At 72.9% G+C, this 15697-nt stretch carries 13 protein-coding genes and 1 other RNA gene; 12 read left to right on the top strand and 2 right to left on the bottom strand.

The annotated features are described in order from the left end of the window. The first annotated feature begins 243 nt into the window (after positions 1–243). The 4 genes from ACFZCF_RS05255 (at position 244) to ACFZCF_RS05240 (ending at position 6164) form a co-directional block, all read left to right on the top strand. Positions 244–2004: a protein kinase gene (locus ACFZCF_RS05255; RefSeq protein ID WP_388441657.1), complete on the top strand. Its 1761-nt coding sequence runs from the start codon at positions 244–246 to the stop codon at positions 2002–2004. 171 nt (positions 2005–2175) lie between these two features. Next, entirely contained in the window at positions 2176–3426 is a 1251-nt protein-coding gene (locus ACFZCF_RS05250; RefSeq protein ID WP_388441654.1) for a serine/threonine-protein kinase, read from the top strand. Positions 3427–3511: 85 nt separating this feature from the next. Then, entirely contained in the window at positions 3512–4621 is a 1110-nt protein-coding gene (gene prfB / locus ACFZCF_RS05245) for a peptide chain release factor 2 (protein WP_388441651.1), read from the top strand. A 364-nt stretch (positions 4622–4985) separates the two neighbouring features. Next, positions 4986–6164, top strand: coding sequence for a hypothetical protein (locus ACFZCF_RS05240; RefSeq protein WP_391284707.1), 1179 nt, complete (start codon positions 4986–4988; stop codon positions 6162–6164). Positions 6165–6251: 87 nt separating this feature from the next. On the opposite strand, the gene ACFZCF_RS05235 is transcribed toward ACFZCF_RS05240, so the two are convergent. Next, positions 6252–6437 carry a hypothetical protein gene (locus ACFZCF_RS05235; RefSeq protein ID WP_388441645.1) on the bottom strand — a complete coding sequence of 62 codons (186 nt, stop codon included), beginning with the start codon at positions 6435–6437 and terminating at the stop codon, positions 6252–6254. A 237-nt stretch (positions 6438–6674) separates the two neighbouring features. Between ACFZCF_RS05235 and ftsE the strand changes: the two genes are divergently transcribed. From ftsE to ssrA, 5 genes are all read left to right on the top strand, one after another. Continuing rightward, complete coding sequence (gene ftsE, locus ACFZCF_RS05230; protein WP_031008389.1) at positions 6675–7364, top strand: cell division ATP-binding protein FtsE; 690 nt, start codon at positions 6675–6677, stop codon at positions 7362–7364. Between the two features lie 21 nt (positions 7365–7385). After that, a complete protein-coding gene (ftsX, locus tag ACFZCF_RS05225; RefSeq protein ID WP_388441641.1) occupies positions 7386–8303 on the top strand; it encodes a permease-like cell division protein FtsX in 918 nt (305 codons plus the stop codon). 78 nt (positions 8304–8381) lie between these two features. Beyond that, positions 8382–9548 (top strand): S41 family peptidase, encoded by a 1167-nt coding sequence (locus ACFZCF_RS05220; RefSeq protein WP_388441638.1) that lies wholly within the window; start codon positions 8382–8384, stop codon positions 9546–9548. Positions 9549–9566: 18 nt separating this feature from the next. Next, positions 9567–10103 (top strand): SsrA-binding protein SmpB, encoded by a 537-nt coding sequence (gene smpB, locus ACFZCF_RS05215; RefSeq protein ID WP_388441635.1) that lies wholly within the window; start codon positions 9567–9569, stop codon positions 10101–10103. Positions 10104–10200: 97 nt separating this feature from the next. Then, positions 10201–10569: a transfer-messenger RNA gene (gene ssrA, locus ACFZCF_RS05210) on the top strand. A gap of 99 nt (positions 10570–10668) precedes the next feature. On the opposite strand, the gene ACFZCF_RS05205 is transcribed toward ssrA, so the two are convergent. Beyond that, on the bottom strand, positions 10669–11913 hold the full coding sequence (locus tag ACFZCF_RS05205) for an MFS transporter (protein WP_391284702.1): 1245 nt from the start codon (positions 11911–11913) through the stop codon (positions 10669–10671). An 84-nt stretch (positions 11914–11997) separates the two neighbouring features. Between ACFZCF_RS05205 and ACFZCF_RS05200 the strand changes: the two genes are divergently transcribed. From ACFZCF_RS05200 to ACFZCF_RS05190, 3 genes are all read left to right on the top strand, one after another. Beyond that, complete coding sequence (locus ACFZCF_RS05200) at positions 11998–12975, top strand: LysR family transcriptional regulator (RefSeq protein WP_388441629.1); 978 nt, start codon at positions 11998–12000, stop codon at positions 12973–12975. Positions 12976–13137: 162 nt separating this feature from the next. Next, the gene (locus ACFZCF_RS05195; protein ID WP_391284699.1) at positions 13138–14493 is read left to right on the top strand and encodes an MFS transporter; all 1356 of its coding nucleotides are present in this window, start codon (positions 13138–13140) and stop codon (positions 14491–14493) included. An 84-nt stretch (positions 14494–14577) separates the two neighbouring features. Next, positions 14578–15696, top strand: a complete 1119-nt coding sequence (locus ACFZCF_RS05190) for a uroporphyrinogen-III synthase (RefSeq protein WP_388441623.1) — start codon at positions 14578–14580, stop codon at positions 15694–15696. Position 15697: the final 1 nt, after the last annotated feature.

The raw sequence follows: 15697 nt of genomic DNA, 5'->3' as shown, positions 1-15697 counted from the left end.
GGAAGGAAAGCCTTCGGCCACCCGGCGGTCGGCCTCCGGGCCCTCCGCGGAGACCCGGCGGTCCGCACGCGTCCGCGGGAATCCGCCTGTGGACGACCGACCGGTGACCCGTTCGGCGGCACTAGAGTGGGTCGGACACCCGGACGGGTCACAAGTGAGAAGACAAGAGGCCTCCGGGGCCCGGCTCGGTCGCACCGAGCGGCACCGGCCACCCAGGACCACGATCAGCAGGGAGCGCGTGACGTGCGGCCTATCGGCAGCAAGTACCTGCTCGAGGAGCCGCTCGGCCGCGGCGCCACGGGCACCGTCTGGCGAGCCCGCCAGCGGGAGACGGCGGGCGCCGAGGCGGCCGTGGCCGGCCAGCCCGGCGAGACCGTCGCGATCAAGGTCCTCAAGGAGGAGCTGGCCAACGACGCGGACATCGTGATGCGCTTCCTGCGCGAGCGGTCCGTGCTCCTCCGGCTCACCCACCCGAACATCGTGCGCACCCGCGACCTGGTCGTCGAGGGCGACGTCCTGGCCCTGGTCATGGACCTCGTCGAGGGTCCCGACCTGCACCGCTACCTCCGGGAGAGCGGCCCGCTGACCCCGGTCGCCGCCGCCCTCCTCACCGCGCAGATCGCCGACGCGCTCGCCGCCAGCCACGCCGACGGCGTCGTCCACCGCGACCTCAAGCCGGCCAACGTGCTGCTCGCCGAGCGCGACGGCGCCATGCACCCGATGCTCACCGACTTCGGCATCGCCCGCCTCGCCGACTCCCCGGGCCTCACCCGCACCCACGAGTTCGTCGGCACGCCCGCGTACGTGGCGCCGGAGTCCGCCGAGGGCCGCCCGCAGACCTCCGCCGTCGACATCTACGGCGCCGGCATCCTGCTGTACGAGCTGGTCACCGGCCGCCCGCCGTTCGCCGGCGGCACCGCCCTCGAAGTCCTCCACATGCACCTGAGCGAGGAGCCCCGCCGCCCCTCCACGGTGCCCGCGCCCCTGTGGACGGTCATCGAGCGCTGCCTCAGCAAGAACCCCGACCTGCGGCCCAGCGCCGTCAACCTGGCGCGCGGCCTGCGCACGGTCGCCGCCGGCATCGGCGTGCACTCCTCGCCCGCCCAGATCGAGGCCGCCGAGGGCGTCGGCGCCCTCCTCGCCCCGGACCCCGACCCGGCGCAGGTCCCCGGCACGCCCGGCGCCGCGGACCCCACGCAGGTGCTGCCGACCGGTTCCGGCGCGCCCGCGGCCTTCGACCCGGCCGCCGCCACCAGCGTCCTGCCCACGAGCGGTCCGGCCGGCGCCGGCGACCCCACCACGGTGCTGCCCGCGGGCGGCCCGGCCGGCGCGGCGGACCCCACCGCCGTCATGCCCGCGATGCCGGCGAACCCGCCGGCGGAGGACCCGCACCCCTGGCAGACCCAGCTCCGCGCGGCCCGTGACCGCAACGAGCAGACCCAGGTCCAGTACCTGGACCCCAGCGAGGACCCGCTGCGCCGCCGCCCCGCGCGCCGCCCGCAGCAGCCGCCGCAGCCCCCGCCGTACCAGCAGGGCCCGCCGCCGCAGCAGTACCAGCAGCAGCCCCAGGGCTACCAGCAGCCCCACCAGCCGCCGCCGTATCAGCAGCAGCGCCCGCCGCAGCCCCAGCGGCCGGCCCCGCAGCCGTACGCGCCGCCGCAGCCCCCGCAGCAGCAGTACGCCCAGCCCCAGCAGCCGCCGCAGCCCCAGCGGCCGCAGCCCCAGCCGCCCGCCCCGCGCGAGCCGCGCCCGCCGCGCCAGCGGAGCGCCAACCCGGTGCGGATCCCCGGCCTGGGCTGCCTCAAGGGCTGCCTGATCATGGTCGTCCTCTTCGTGGTGGCCGGCTGGCTCGTCTGGGAGCTCACCCCGCTCCAGGACTGGATCGCCCAGGGCAAGGGCTACTGGGAGGCCATCGGCGACGGCATCTCCACCGTCACCGACTGGGTCTCCACCCTCGGGGACGCCACCGGCTCCTCCGGCGGATCGGGCGGTACCGGCCAGTAGGACCGGCCGGAGCGGGGCGGTACGACCGGCCTGAGGGGGCGGGCGCCCGCCGGAATCGCGGTCGTACTGCCGATTTATCGACTTCCGGGGGGTGATTTCCCTCCGGGAGTGACGTCCGGCGGTCCGGGACGCGTAACTTTGACGCGAACCGCAGCCGCTGAGGGAGCAGTCTTGGCACGGAACATCGGCAGTCGCTACACCACCCACCAGATCCTCGGGCGGGGCAGCGCCGGAACGGTGTGGCTCGGCGAGGGGCCCGAGGGGCCCGTCGCCGTCAAACTGCTGCGCGAGGACCTGGCCTCCGACCAGGAGCTCGTCGGCCGCTTCGTGCAGGAGCGCACCGCCCTGCTCGGCCTCGACCACCCGCGCGTGGTCAAGGTCCGCGACCTCGTCGTCGACGGCAACGACCTGGCCCTCGTCATGGACCTGGTCCGCGGCACCGACCTGCGCACCCGCCTCGACCGCGAGCGCCGCCTCGCCCCCGAGGCCGCCGTCGCGATCATCAAGGACGTCGCCGAGGGACTCGCCGCCGCCCACGCGGCCGGCGTCGTCCACCGGGACGTGAAGCCGGAGAACATCCTCCTCGACATGGAGGGCCCGCTCGGCCCCGGCGGCGCCCACCCGGCCCTCCTCACCGACTTCGGCGTCGCCAAGCTCATCGACACCCCCGGCCGCACCAAGGCCACCCGGATCATCGGCACCCCCGACTACCTCGCCCCGGAGATCGTCGAGGGCCTGCCGCCCCGCGCCGCCGTCGACATCTACGCCCTCGCCACCGTCCTGTACGAGCTCCTCGCCGGCTTCACCCCCTTCGGCGGCGGCCACCCCGGCGCCGTCCTGCGCCGGCACGTCACCGAGACCGTCGTCCCGCTCCCCGGCATCCCCGAGGAGCTGTGGCAGCTCCTCGTGCAGTGCCTCGCCAAGGCCCCCGCCTCCCGGCTGCGCGCCTCCGAGCTGGCCGCCCGCCTCGCCGACGTCCTGCCCCTCCTCAAGGGCATCCCGCCGCTGGACGTGGACGAGCCCGACGCCGAACCCGCGCCCCAGGAGCCGTACGAGGACCCCGCGTACGCCACCTCCGTCGGCGCGCCCGCCGACACCGGCCGCCGCCGCGCCGCCGTCCCGCTGGTGCCCGGCGCCTCCGCCGACTCCCACCGCGACACCCACACCTCCATGCGGGTCCCGGGCCCGGACGAGCTGTCCGGCGGCCCGCACGGCACCGCCCGCGCCCCCCGCCCGGCCGGCGCCCGCAGGCCCGGCTCGGCCCGCAACAAGGCCGGGGCCGTCCGCAAGCGCCGGATCACCCTCGGCCTCGCGGCCGTCGTCGCGGCCGCCGCGCTCGGCACCGGCGGCTACCTGGCGCTCGCCGGCGACGACGGCACCCCGCCGCAGGACTCCCGCCCGACCTCGCAGCCCGCGCCGTAGCCCCGGGGCACCTTTCGGATCGGGTTGTCCACAGGCCGGGCGGCCACAGGTTCGGCTCGGGGCCCGGAGCCGTTACGCTGGACGCGTGGCAGTCGTCGATGTATCCGAAGAGCTGAAGTCCCTCTCCTCGACCATGGGGTCGATCGAGGCCGTCCTGGACCTCGACAAGATGAGGGCAGACATCGCCGTGCTCGAAGAGCAGGCCGCGGCCCCGTCCCTCTGGGACGACCCGGAGGCGGCGCAGAAGATCACGAGCAAGCTTTCCCACCTCCAGGCCGAGGTCCGCAAGGCCGAGGCGCTGCGCGGCCGCATCGACGACCTGGGCGTCCTCTTCGACCTCGCCGAGGAGATGGACGACGCGGAGACCCGCGCCGAGGCCGAGACCGAGCTGACCGCCGTGCGCAAGGCGCTCGACGAGATGGAGGTCCGCACCCTCCTCTCCGGCGAGTACGACGAGCGCGAGGCGCTGGTCAACATCCGCGCCGAGGCTGGCGGCGTCGACGCCTCCGACTTCGCCGAGCGCCTCCAGCGCATGTACCTGCGCTGGGCCGAGCGCCACGGCTACTCGACCGAGATCTACGAGACCTCGTACGCGGAAGAGGCCGGCATCAAGTCGACCACCTTCGTCGTCAAGGCGCCGTACGCCTACGGCACCCTCTCCGTCGAGCAGGGCACCCACCGCCTGGTGCGCATCTCGCCCTTCGACAACCAGGGCCGCCGCCAGACCTCCTTCGCGGGCGTCGAGATCCTCCCCGTCGTGGAGTCCTCGGACCACGTCGAGATCGAGGAGTCGGACCTCCGCGTCGACGTGTACCGCGCCTCCGGCCCCGGCGGCCAGGGCGTCAACACCACCGACTCGGCCGTGCGCATCACGCACCTCCCGACCGGCATCGTGGTCTCCTGCCAGAACGAGCGCTCGCAGATCCAGAACAAGGCGAGCGCCATGAACGTCCTCCAGGCCAAGCTCCTGGAGCGCCAGCGCCAGGAGGAGCGGGCCAAGATGGACGCCCTCAAGGACAGCGGCAGCTCCTGGGGCAACCAGATGCGGTCGTACGTCCTCCACCCGTACCAGATGGTCAAGGACCTCCGTACGGAGTTCGAGGTCGGCAACCCGCAGTCGGTCCTGGACGGCGAGATCGACGGCTTCCTGGAGGCCGGCATCCGCTGGCGCAGGCAGCAGGAGCAGGCGAAGTAACCGCCCCGCAGCGTTCGTTTCCGGGCCCCGCACCTCTCGGTGCGGGGCCCGGCGCGTTCGCCGCTGCAAGCGGTTCGTGGGCGACCGGAGCGCTTTGTCGACAAGGGAACTGGCGCCGCAGAGCCCGTAGTTCCGGGTTTACGTCACAGTTGCATCGTCACATGCCGTTCAAATCGTGATCTTTCGGGCATCGCACGCGCAACGGCCTTGACGCTGCTTCGGAAACTCGGAAGGGTGGCTGGATGGCATGCGCATATCTGGGGCGCGTGTGAACGGGGGCAGTCCAGTAACCATGACGCTTCCCGTGCCCGGGGCCCCTGGCGCTGCCCCATGACGAGATGAAGCTACTGGGGGTAGCAACCAGATGACCAACAAGACGCGAGTCCGCCTGGCGCGAGTCGCGGCCGGTGCCGTGATCATCGCCGGTGCGTCCCTGACCGCGGCGGGCGCCGCGCAGGCCGTCAACAGCGAGGACGCCGCGACGCTTGAAGTGACCGTCGGCGCGCTCAACGGCGACACGACGGGCAACACCACCTTCGGTGACACCGAGGGTGGCGACAACGGTGGTGCCGATGGTGGGGCGGCCGATGGTGGCGCCGATGGCGGCGCGGCTGACGGTGGCGCGGCTGACGGTGGCGCCGATGGCGGTGCGGCCGATGGCGGCGCGGCTGACGGCGGTGCCGACGGTGGCGCGGCCGACGGTGGCGCGGCTGACGGTGGCGCCGACGGCGGTGCGGCAGATGGTGGCGCTGACGGCGGTGCGGCTGACGGCGGTGCCGACGGTGGCGCCGCAGATGGTGGCGCCGATGGCGGTGCGGCTGACGGTGGTGCCGACGGTGGCGCGGCTGACGGTGGCGCCGACGGCGGTGCGGCCGATGGCGGCGCCGATGGCGGTGCGGCTGACGGCGGTGCCGACGGTGGCGCGGCTGACGGCGGTGCCGATGGCGGTGCGGCTGACGGCGGTGCCGATGGCGGTGCGGCTGACGGCGGTGCCGATGGCGGTGCGGCTGACGGTGGTGCCGATGGCGGTGCGGCCGACGGCGGCGCTGACGCCGGCAACGGCGGCAACGGCAACGGCGGCAACGGGTCGAACGGCAACGGCTCCAACGGGAACGGCAACGGCTCGAACGGGAACGGCAACGGGGGCAACGACTCCGGTTCCACCTCGGGCTCCGGTTCCACCTCGGCCTCCGGTTCCACCTCGGGCTCCGGTTCCACCTCGGACTCGGGTGCCACCACCACCGGGGGTTCCTCCGCGACCGGCGGTGACACCGGCAACTGCACCGTCGACATCGACGGCGTCGAGTGCGTCGAGACCGGCACGACCGGCTCCAACGGCTCGACCGGCTCCCACAACAACACCGACACCCAGCAGGCCGGCTCCCAGCCGGTCCAGCAGGGCGAGGCCAAGGAGGAGCTCGCCGAGACCGGTGCGGCCGAGACGTCCTTCCTGATCATCGGTGCCGCCACCATGATCGCCGGTGGCATCGGCTTCCGCTTCCTGCCGCGCCTGGTGGCCGGCGGACGGGGCGCGGCCGCCTGAGCCGCGTGAACACATGAGTACGGCGAAGGGCCGGGGAGACTTCCTCCCCGGCCCTTCGTCAATCCGCCGTCCGGCTCGTCGTACCGCTCAGACCGTGCGGACCGCCGCCAGCAGCGCCAGCGTGCCCAGCAGGGCGATCACCAGGGTCAGCACCATCGCGGGGGACAGGCCGCCCTGGGGTGTCAGTCGCTCGCGACTGGCCCGGCAGACGGGGCAGCGACCCTCGGCGACCGGGGCCGCGCAGCTGGCGCACACCAGTCGGTCGTAGGTCATACGCTCTCCTCCTCCCGCACGGGGCTCACACGGGACAACGGCCGGCACCGTCCGGACGTTCCCCCTACCACTGTGCCAGCTCCGCGAGGTTCCGGCGCGCCCCGGTCGCAAACGGCCCCGCCCCGCTCCAGGGGGGCGAAAAAGGATAAAGCACACAAGCCAGGACCGCGACTGCGCGGGGCTTCCCGGTTCGCGTAAGGTCACGCACACCTACTCCCGGCCGACCGTGGTGCATCCGTGATCCGATTCGACAACGTCTCCAAGTCCTATCCGAAGCAGAACCGCCCCGCGCTCCGGGAAGTCTCCCTGGAGATCGAGAAGGGGGAGTTCGTCTTCCTCGTCGGTTCCTCCGGCTCCGGAAAGTCGACTTTCCTCCGGCTGATCCTGCGGGAGGAGCGCGCCAGCACTGGGCAGGTGCACGTCCTCGGCAAGGACCTCGCCCGGCTCTCCAACTGGAAGGTGCCGCACATGCGGCGCCAGCTCGGCACCGTCTTCCAGGACTTCCGCCTGCTGCCGAACAAGACGGTCGCGCAGAACGTGGCCTTCGCCCAGGAGGTCATCGGCAAGCCGCGCGGCGAGATCCGCAAGGCCGTGCCCCAGGTGCTCGACCTGGTCGGCCTCGGCGGCAAGGAGGACCGCATGCCGGGCGAGCTGTCCGGTGGTGAGCAGCAGCGCGTCGCGATCGCCCGCGCGTTCGTCAACCGCCCGATGCTGCTGATCGCCGACGAGCCGACCGGCAACCTCGACCCGCAGACCTCCGTCGGCATCATGAAGCTGCTCGACCGCATCAACAGGACAGGGACCACCGTCGTCATGGCGACCCACGACCAGAACATCGTCGACCAGATGCGCAAGCGCGTCATCGAGCTGGAGAAGGGCCGTCTCGTCCGCGACCAGGCGCGCGGCGTCTACGGCTACCAGCACTGACGGCGGGGGATCCAGAACACCATGCGCGCTCAGTTCGTGCTCTCCGAGATCGGCGTCGGCCTCCGGCGCAACCTGACGATGACCTTCGCGGTCATCGTCTCCGTGGCCCTGTCGCTGGCCCTCTTCGGTGGTGCCCTGCTCATGCGCGAGCAGGTCAACACGATGAAGGACTACTGGTACGACAAGGTCAACGTCTCGATCTACCTCTGCACCAAGGCCGACGCCACCAACGGGGACAAGTGCGCCAAGGGCGCGGTCACGGCGGAGCAGAAGAAGCAGATCGAGGCCGATCTGAAGAAGTTGAGCATCGTCGAGAACGTCTACTACGAGTCGGCCGAAGAGGCCTTCAAGCGCTACCAGGAGCAGTACGGCGACACCGCCATCGCCTCCGTCATCACCCCGGACCAGATGCCGGAGTCGTTCCGGGTGAAGCTGAAGGACCCGGAGAAGTACAAGGTGGTCGCCACCGCCTTCGAGGGGCGGGACGGCATCGAGTCCGTCCAGGACCAGCGGAACATCCTGGAGACGCTCTTCAACATGATGCGCAGCGTCAACTACGCGGCGGTCGCGCTCATGCTCCTGATGCTGGTGATCGCGTTGATGCTGATCATCAACACGGTCCGCGTCTCGGCCTTCAGCCGCCGCCGCGAGACCGGCATCATGCGGCTCGTCGGCGCCTCCAGCTTCTACATCCAGATGCCGTTCATCATGGAGGCCGCCTTCTCGGGCCTCATCGGCGGCGCCTTCGCCTGCGTGCTGCTCGTGGCCGGCCGGTACCTCCTCGTCGACCACGGTCTGAACCTCGCCGAGCAGATGCCGCTGGTGAACTTCATCGGCTGGGACGTGGTCCTCGCCCAGCTGCCGCTGGTGATCGTCATCGGCCTGCTGATGCCGTCCGTGGCGGCGTTCATCGCGCTGCGCAAGTACCTGAAGGTGTGAGAAGAGACCTCTGACGACGGATGGCGTCCTCGGGCCAAAGCCCCTGCGGCGCCACCGCCCTGTCCTAGAGTGGGCGCCATGCCGGCCGGCCGCGCACCCCTCTGTCTCCGGCCCCGCGGTGTCGTCCGCGGGGCCGTTCTCACGCTCGTCTTCGCCGGGGTCCTCGCCACCGGCGCCGCCACCGGGGCACTGCCCCGGGAGGACGACGCCGGGCGGGAGCCCCGTACCGGCCCGGCGGACCGGGCCGCCTTCGACCGGGCGGCCCTGCACCGCTTCGCCGCCGAGGCGGCCGCCGACGGCAAGTCGGGCAAGCAGGCCGCCGAGGAGTTCGTCAGCCGCAGCGGCGACCGCTGGGGCGCGGTCTACGACCCGCGGGAGTACGCCGAGTTCGAGCGGTCCCTCGACGGCGCCTACACCGGCGTCGGCCTCTCCGCCGACGCGGCGGACGACGGCATCCGGGTCACCCGGGTGCGGTCCGGCGGTCCCGCCGGGCGGGCCGGGGTGCGCGTCGGGGACCGGCTGCTCGCGGTCGGCGGGATCGCCACCGACGGCCGCTCCGCCTCCGAGGTCGTCTCCCTGCTCCGCGGCGACGGCGTGCCCGGCTCGACCGTGGCCCTCCGGATCCGGCGCGGCGGCATGACCTGGACGCAGACCCTGCGCAGGGAACGGCTCGCGACCGAGCCCGTCACCGTCACCCGCCCCGACGCCCGGACCGTCGTCATCCGGGTCGCCGCCTTCAGCAAGGGCGTCGGCGCCCGGGTGCGGGAGGCCGTCAGGACCGCGCCGGCCGGCGCGGGCGTCCTGCTCGACCTGCGCGGGAACCGGGGCGGCCTGGTCGACGAGGCCGCCTCCGCCGCCTCCGCCTTCCTCGACGGCGGGCTGGTCGCCACGTACGACGTCGAGGGCGAGCAGCGGGCGGTGTACGCGGAGCGGGGCGGCGACACCGGCCGGCCCCTGGTCGCGCTGGTCGACGGCGGCACCATGAGCGCGGCCGAGCTGCTCACCGGGGCGCTCCGGGACCGGGGGAGGGCGGTCACCGTCGGCTCCCGGACGTTCGGCAAGGGTTCGGTGCAGATGCCGAGCGCCCTCCCGGACGGTTCCGTCGCCGAGCTGACCGTGGGTCACTACCGCACCCCCGCCGGGCACGAGGTCGACGGGCGCGGCATCGCGCCCGACCTGCCGGCCGAGGAGGGGGCGGAGGAGCGGGCCCGCACGGTATTGAGTGGCCTCGGAGGGGGCTCGTAGTGCGAAAATGACCGCACTATGGCTAAGGGACTCGTCAACGTGCAGGGAAAGCCTGCCAAGAAGGCCCAGGACAAGGGGCCGGAGCGCAAGCTCATCGCGCAGAACAAGAAGGCGCGCCACGACTACCTCATCCTCGACACGTACGAGGCGGGCGTGGCGCTCATGGGCACGGAGGTGAAGTCGCTCCGCATGGGGCGGGCGTCGCTGGTGGACGGCTTCGTCCAGATCGAGGGCCACGAGGCGTGGCTGTACAACATCCACGTGCCCGAGTACATGCAGGGCAGCTGGACCAACCACTCGGCGAAGCGGAAGCGGAAGCTGCTGCTGCACCGGGCGGAGATCGACAAGCTGGAGCAGAAGGCGTCGGAGACCGGTCACACGATCGTGCCGCTCGCGCTGTACTTCCTCGGCGGCCGGGTGAAGTGCGAGATCGCGCTCGCCAAGGGCAAGAAGGAGTTCGACAAGCGGCAGACGCTGCGGGAGAAGCAGGACACCCGGGAGACCGCCCGCGCCATCGCGGCGGCGAAGCGGCGCCAGCGCGCCCAGGAGCGCTGAGCGAGGCGCGGCGTTAATCCGCTGGCAACCGCGCCCACGGTTCACGTACGATGGGTGACGCACCCCACCGAGGGCGCATAGTTTGAAAAATCAACATGGGGATGATCGGTTTCGACAGCGGATGTCGAAGCAGGGGAAGCGTGTCGAGGAAGCGGCAATGATCTCGTAAACCACGCGCCGAAACCAATAATCGCCAACACCAAGCGCGATTCCTTCGCCCTCGCTGCCTAAGTAGCGACTTGCGAAGTGTCAGCCCGGGGCTGTTCCCGACCCGGATCCTGGCATCATGAAGGGGACTAAACCTTGATCCCGGTCACGGGGTGAAGAGGGAAATCAAACAGTGACTGAGCCCGTTCCGGACTTGTCTGGGTGATCCGGAGGGCTGAGAAAATCGCACCAGACTGCACACGGAGAAGCCCTGGTTCCGCACCGTTGGACGCGGGTTCGATTCCCGCCATCTCCACTCATCCCATGTGGGCAGAGGCCCGGTGGTCGCACACGCGACCGCCGGGCCTCTGTCGTTCCCGGTCGGGGAGATTCGCGCCGGAGCCGAACCGCTGCCGGGTCATCCCCGGGCGCGGCGGCCGACGCCGGTCGCCGCGCACAGGGCCAGCGCGAGTGCCGCGGCCGTCACCGGCAGGAGGAAGCCGACGAGGGGGGACGGGGCGTGGTCGGCGGTCCAGCCGGCCGTGGCGGAGCCGGTGGCGACGCCCGCGAGCAGGGCGGTCACGGCCAGCGTCATCCCCTCGTTGAGCTGGGACGGCGGGGTGAGCTTCTGGACCAGGCCCATGCCGGTGACCATCGTCGGGGCCGTCGCCATGCCCGCCACCAGCAGGCCGGCGGCGAGGGCGAGCAGGGAACCCGTCCGCGCCATCAGCAGCGGGGCCGCCATCAGCAGCGTCATCGCCGCCAGGCAGAGCCGCAGGCCGGCGGTGCGGCGGGCCCGGCCGTAGAGCAGGCCGGCCGCGCAGGAGCCCGCCGCCTGGAGGGCGAGCACCGGACCCGCGGCCGGGCCGTCCACGAACGCCAGGGCGGTCACCTCCATCGAACCGAAGACCGCGCCGGTCGCGAGGAACACCACGAGCAGGGGGACCATCCCGGGCAGCCGCAGCGGCGAGCCCGCCGAGGTGCGCGGCGCGACCGGCGGTTCGGTCGAGCGCTGGGCGGCGAAGAGCAGGACACCGGTCAGCAGGAGGACCGCCGCCACCAGCGTCCCCGCCTCCGGGAAGAACGCCGAGCAGACCACCGCCGCCACCACCGGCCCCAGCATGAAGCACAGCTCGTCGGCGGCCTGCTCGAAGGAGTTCGCGGTGTGCAGCGCGGCCGCGTCGCCGCGCAGCAGGTGCGCCCAGCGGGCCCGGGACATGCCGCCCGTGTTCGGGGTGGTCGCGGTCAGCGCGATCGCGCAGAACAGCGTCCACGCGGGCGCGTGCCCCCGGACGCACAGCAGCAGCGCCAGCTGGCCCAGGACGGCGACGAGCGTGGCGGGGACGGCGACCCGCGCCTGTCCGTGCCGGTCGACCAGCCGGGCGATCCAGGGCGCCGCCAGCGCGCTCGCCGCCAGACCCGTCGCCGTGACCGCTCCGGCCAGGGCGTAGGAGTCGTACCCGGCCGAGATCATGATCACCGCGCTGATGCCGGTCATTCCCGAGGGCAGCCGGGCGATCAGGTTCCCGGCGGTGAACGCGCGCGTGCCGGGCGGGGCGAAGAGCCGCAGGTACGGGTTGCGGGGCAGCACGGCGGGGCGCTCGCGGTAGCGGGGGGCCAGGCCCGGACCCGCCGGGGTGGGGACGAGAAGCTGAGGTGGCATGGATCAAGGCTCCGGCCCGGCCGCCCGGACCGTCCAACACCCATCGGCTCGCGATTCACGCACCCGTGTTGTTGAATGCGGCGGGTGGCCACACCGTACGACATAGAACCCCGGCTGCTGCGCGCCTTCACCGCCGTCGCCGAGGAGCTCCACTTCACCCGGGCCGCCGGCCGGCTCTTCGTGGCCCAGCAGGCGCTCAGCCGGGACATCCGGCGCCTGGAGCGGGAGGTCGGCGCCCAGCTGTTCGTCCGGACCACCCGGCAGGTCGCGCTCACCCCGGACGGCGAGCGGCTCCTGCCGTACGCCCGCCGGGTCCTCGACGCCCACGACGCGCTCCGCGACGCCTTCCGGGCCGGCGCCCGCCCGCTCCTCGTCGACCTGAACTCGCCCGGCCTCGTCCACGACCGCATCCTGCGCCGGGCCCGCGAACTCGCCCCCGAGCAGGAACTGATGGCCCGCTTCGAGTCCGGGCTCACCGGCGCCGCGCGGGAGATCCTGGCCGGCCGGCTCGACGCCTCCTTCGGCCGGTACGGCGGGCTCGCCCCCGGGCTGCGGGCCCGGCTCGACGCGCGGTTCGTGCGGTACGAGCCGATGGCCGTGGTGCTGCCCGAGGACCATCCGCTCGCCGACCTCCCCGAGGTGCCGCTCGGCCGGCTCGCCGGAGAACGCCTCTACGCCGGCGCCGGGAACGACCGCACCCCCGAGTGGACCGACCTCGCCACCCGGCTCTTCGCCGGCCGCGGCATCCACCTCGCGCCGCCCGCGCCGCTCGCCGTCGGCAAGGAGGAGTTCCAGCGGATCATGGCCAAGCACCGGCACCCGGTCCTCGCCGTCGTCGGCTTCCCGCCCATGCCCGGCTGCGTCCTCCGCCCCCTCGTCGACCCCGTCCCGCTCTCGCCCGTCAGCCTCGTCTGGCGCAAGGGCCTACGCCACCCCGCCCTCGACGCCCTCCACGAGGCCGTCGCCGAACTGGCCGCACAGGAGGGCTGGCACGCCCGCCCGCCCGGCTCCTGGCTCCCGGAGGGAGAACCGGGGCTGCCGGGCGCCCGCGCCGGCGCGTGACCCGGAGAGGAGGGGGCCCGGCCGCCGCTCACAGGGGGCCCGGCGGACGGGTGAGAGCAAGGTTCCGCCGCCGTCACCTCACGGCACTGTCCTGAAACGCGCCCTCCCTAGCGTCGGATGCACCAGGATCCGAGACCGGATCCGACACGGTGGAGGTGCGAGATGGGCGGGCGCTGGATCGATGTCTGGGAACCCGAGGACGAGACCTTCTGGCGGGAGCGGGGCGAGCGGATCGCCAAGCGCAACCTCGCCTTCTCCGTCCTCTCCGAGCACATCGGCTTCTCCATCTGGAGCCTGTGGTCGGTGATGGTCCTCTTCATGGGCCCGGAGTACGGCGTCGACGCCGCCGGCAAGTTCTTCCTCATCGCCACCGCGACCTTCGTCGGCGCGCTGATCCGCATCCCGTACACCTTCGTCGTCGCCCGCTTCGGCGGACGCAACTGGACGGTCTTCAGCGCCCTGCTGCTCCTCCTGCCGACCGGCTTCGCCTACGCGGTGATGGAACCGGGCACGTCCTACTCCACCTTCGTCCTGGTGGCGGCGCTCACCGGCGTCGGCGGCGGCAACTTCGCCTCCTCGATGACCAACATCAACGCCTTCTTCCCGCTCCGGCGGAAGGGCTGGGCGCTCGGCCTCAACGCGGGCGGCGGCAACATCGGCGTCCCCGTCGTCCAGCTCGTCGGCCTCCTCGTCATCGGCACCGCCGGCGCCCTGCACCCCAGGATCGTCCTCGGCGTCTACCTGCCGCTGATCATCGTCGCCGCGGTCTGCTCGGCGCTCTTCATGGACAACCTCACGCCCGTGAAGAACGACACCGGCGCCTTCCGCGAGGCCGTCCGGGCCCGCCACACCTGGATCATGGCCTTCCTGTACATCGGGACCTTCGGCTCCTTCATCGGCTACAGCTTCGCCTTCGGTCTCGTCCTCCAGACCCAGTTCGGCCGCACGCCGCTCCAGGCGGCCTCGCTCACCTTCATCGGCCCCCTGCTCGGCTCCCTCATCCGCCCCTTCGGCGGCTCCCTCGCCGACAAGCACGGCGGCGCCCGCATCACCCTCGCCACCTTCGCCGCCATGTCCGCCGCGACCGGCGTCGTCATCTGGGCCTCCGTCATCGAGTCGCTCGCCGTCTTCCTCGTCGGCTTCACCGCCCTCTTCGTCCTCAGCGGCCTCGGCAACGGCTCCACCTTCAAGATGATCCCGGCGATCTTCCTCGCCCAGGGGCACCGCAAGGGCCTCGCCGGCGAGACCGCGGAGGCCTACGGACGGCGGCTCTCCGGGGCCTCCATGGGCCTCATCGGGGCCATCGGCGGCCTCGGCGGCCTCGGCATCAACCTCGCCTTCCGGCAGTCCTTCCAGACCGTCGGCAGCGGCACCGGCGCCTTCGTCGCCTTCCTCGCCTTCTACGCCGCGTGCATGGCCGTCACCTGGGCGGTATACCTTCGCCGCCCGCCCGTCGTCCCCGACACCGCCGAGTCCGCCGAGGAGCCGGAGACCCGGCCCGGATACGCGAAGGTGTGAGCCGAGGTGCAGGGCGCGTACCGTAACGGCCAGGAAATACGCGTGAACCCCGACTGTCACGCGTCCGCGCCACTCTCGATGCCCATGGACCAGCACGAACACGGACCCCTGGCCGGCTTCACGGTCGGCGTCACCGCGGCCCGGCGCGCGGACGAACTCATCGCCCTGCTGCGCCGGCGCGGGGCGGCGGTCGTGCACGGCCCCGCGCTGCGGATCGTCCCCCTCGCCGACGACACCGAACTCCTCGCCGCCACCAAGGACATCATCGGCGACACACCGGACGTCGTCGTCGCCACCACCGCGATCGGCTTCCGCGGCTGGGTCGAGGCGGCGGAGGGATGGGGGTACGGCTCCGAACTCCTCGACGCGCTGCGCGGGATCGAACTCCTCGCCCGCGGGCCCAAGGTCAAGGGCGCCGTGCGGGCCGCCGGGCTCACCGAGTCCTGGTCGCCCTCGTCCGAGTCCATGGCGGAGGTCCTCGACCGGCTGCTCGCCGAGGGCGTCGACGGGCGGCGGATCGCCGTCCAGCTCCACGGCGAGCCCCTCCCCGGCTTCGTCGAGGCGCTCACCGAGGCCGGGGCGACGGTCGTGGGCGTGCCCGTCTACCGCTGGATGCCGCCGGAGGACCTCGGACCGCTCGACCGGCTCCTCGACGCGGTGCTCTCCGGCTCCCTCGACGCGGTCGCCTTCACCAGCGCGCCCGCCGCCGCGTCGCTCTTCGCGCGGGCCGCGGAGCGGGGGCTGCGGGAGCGGCTGGTGGAGGCGCTGCGGCACGAGGTGCCCGCGATGTGCGTGGGGCCCGTGACGGCGCTGCCGCTGCAGGCCGAGGCCATCCCCACGCACCAGCCCGAACGCTTCCGGCTCGGGCCGCTCGTGCAGCTCCTCTGCACGGAACTGCCCGCACGGGCCCGGGTGCTGCCCGTGGCGGGGCACCGGGTCGAGATCCGGGGGCACGCGGTCCTCGTCGACGGGGCGCTGCGGCCCGTGCCGCCGGCCGGCATGGCCCTGCTCGGGCTGCTGGCCCGCCGGCCGGGATGGGTCGTCTCGCGGGCGGATCTGCTGCGGGCGCTGCCCGGGGCGGGGCGGGACGAGCACGCGGTCGAGACGGCGATGGCGCGTCTCCGGGCGTCCCTGGGGACCCCCAAGCTCATCCAGACCGTCGTCAAACGCGGCTACCGCCTCTCGGTCGACCCGACGTCGTAGC

Source organism: Streptomyces sp. NPDC007945 (genome assembly GCF_042958885.1).
Classification (GTDB): Bacteria; Actinomycetota; Actinomycetes; order Streptomycetales; family Streptomycetaceae; genus Streptomyces.
The sequence above is the reverse complement of the archived record's forward strand: the minus strand, read 5'-3'. Positions and strand labels throughout refer to the sequence as shown.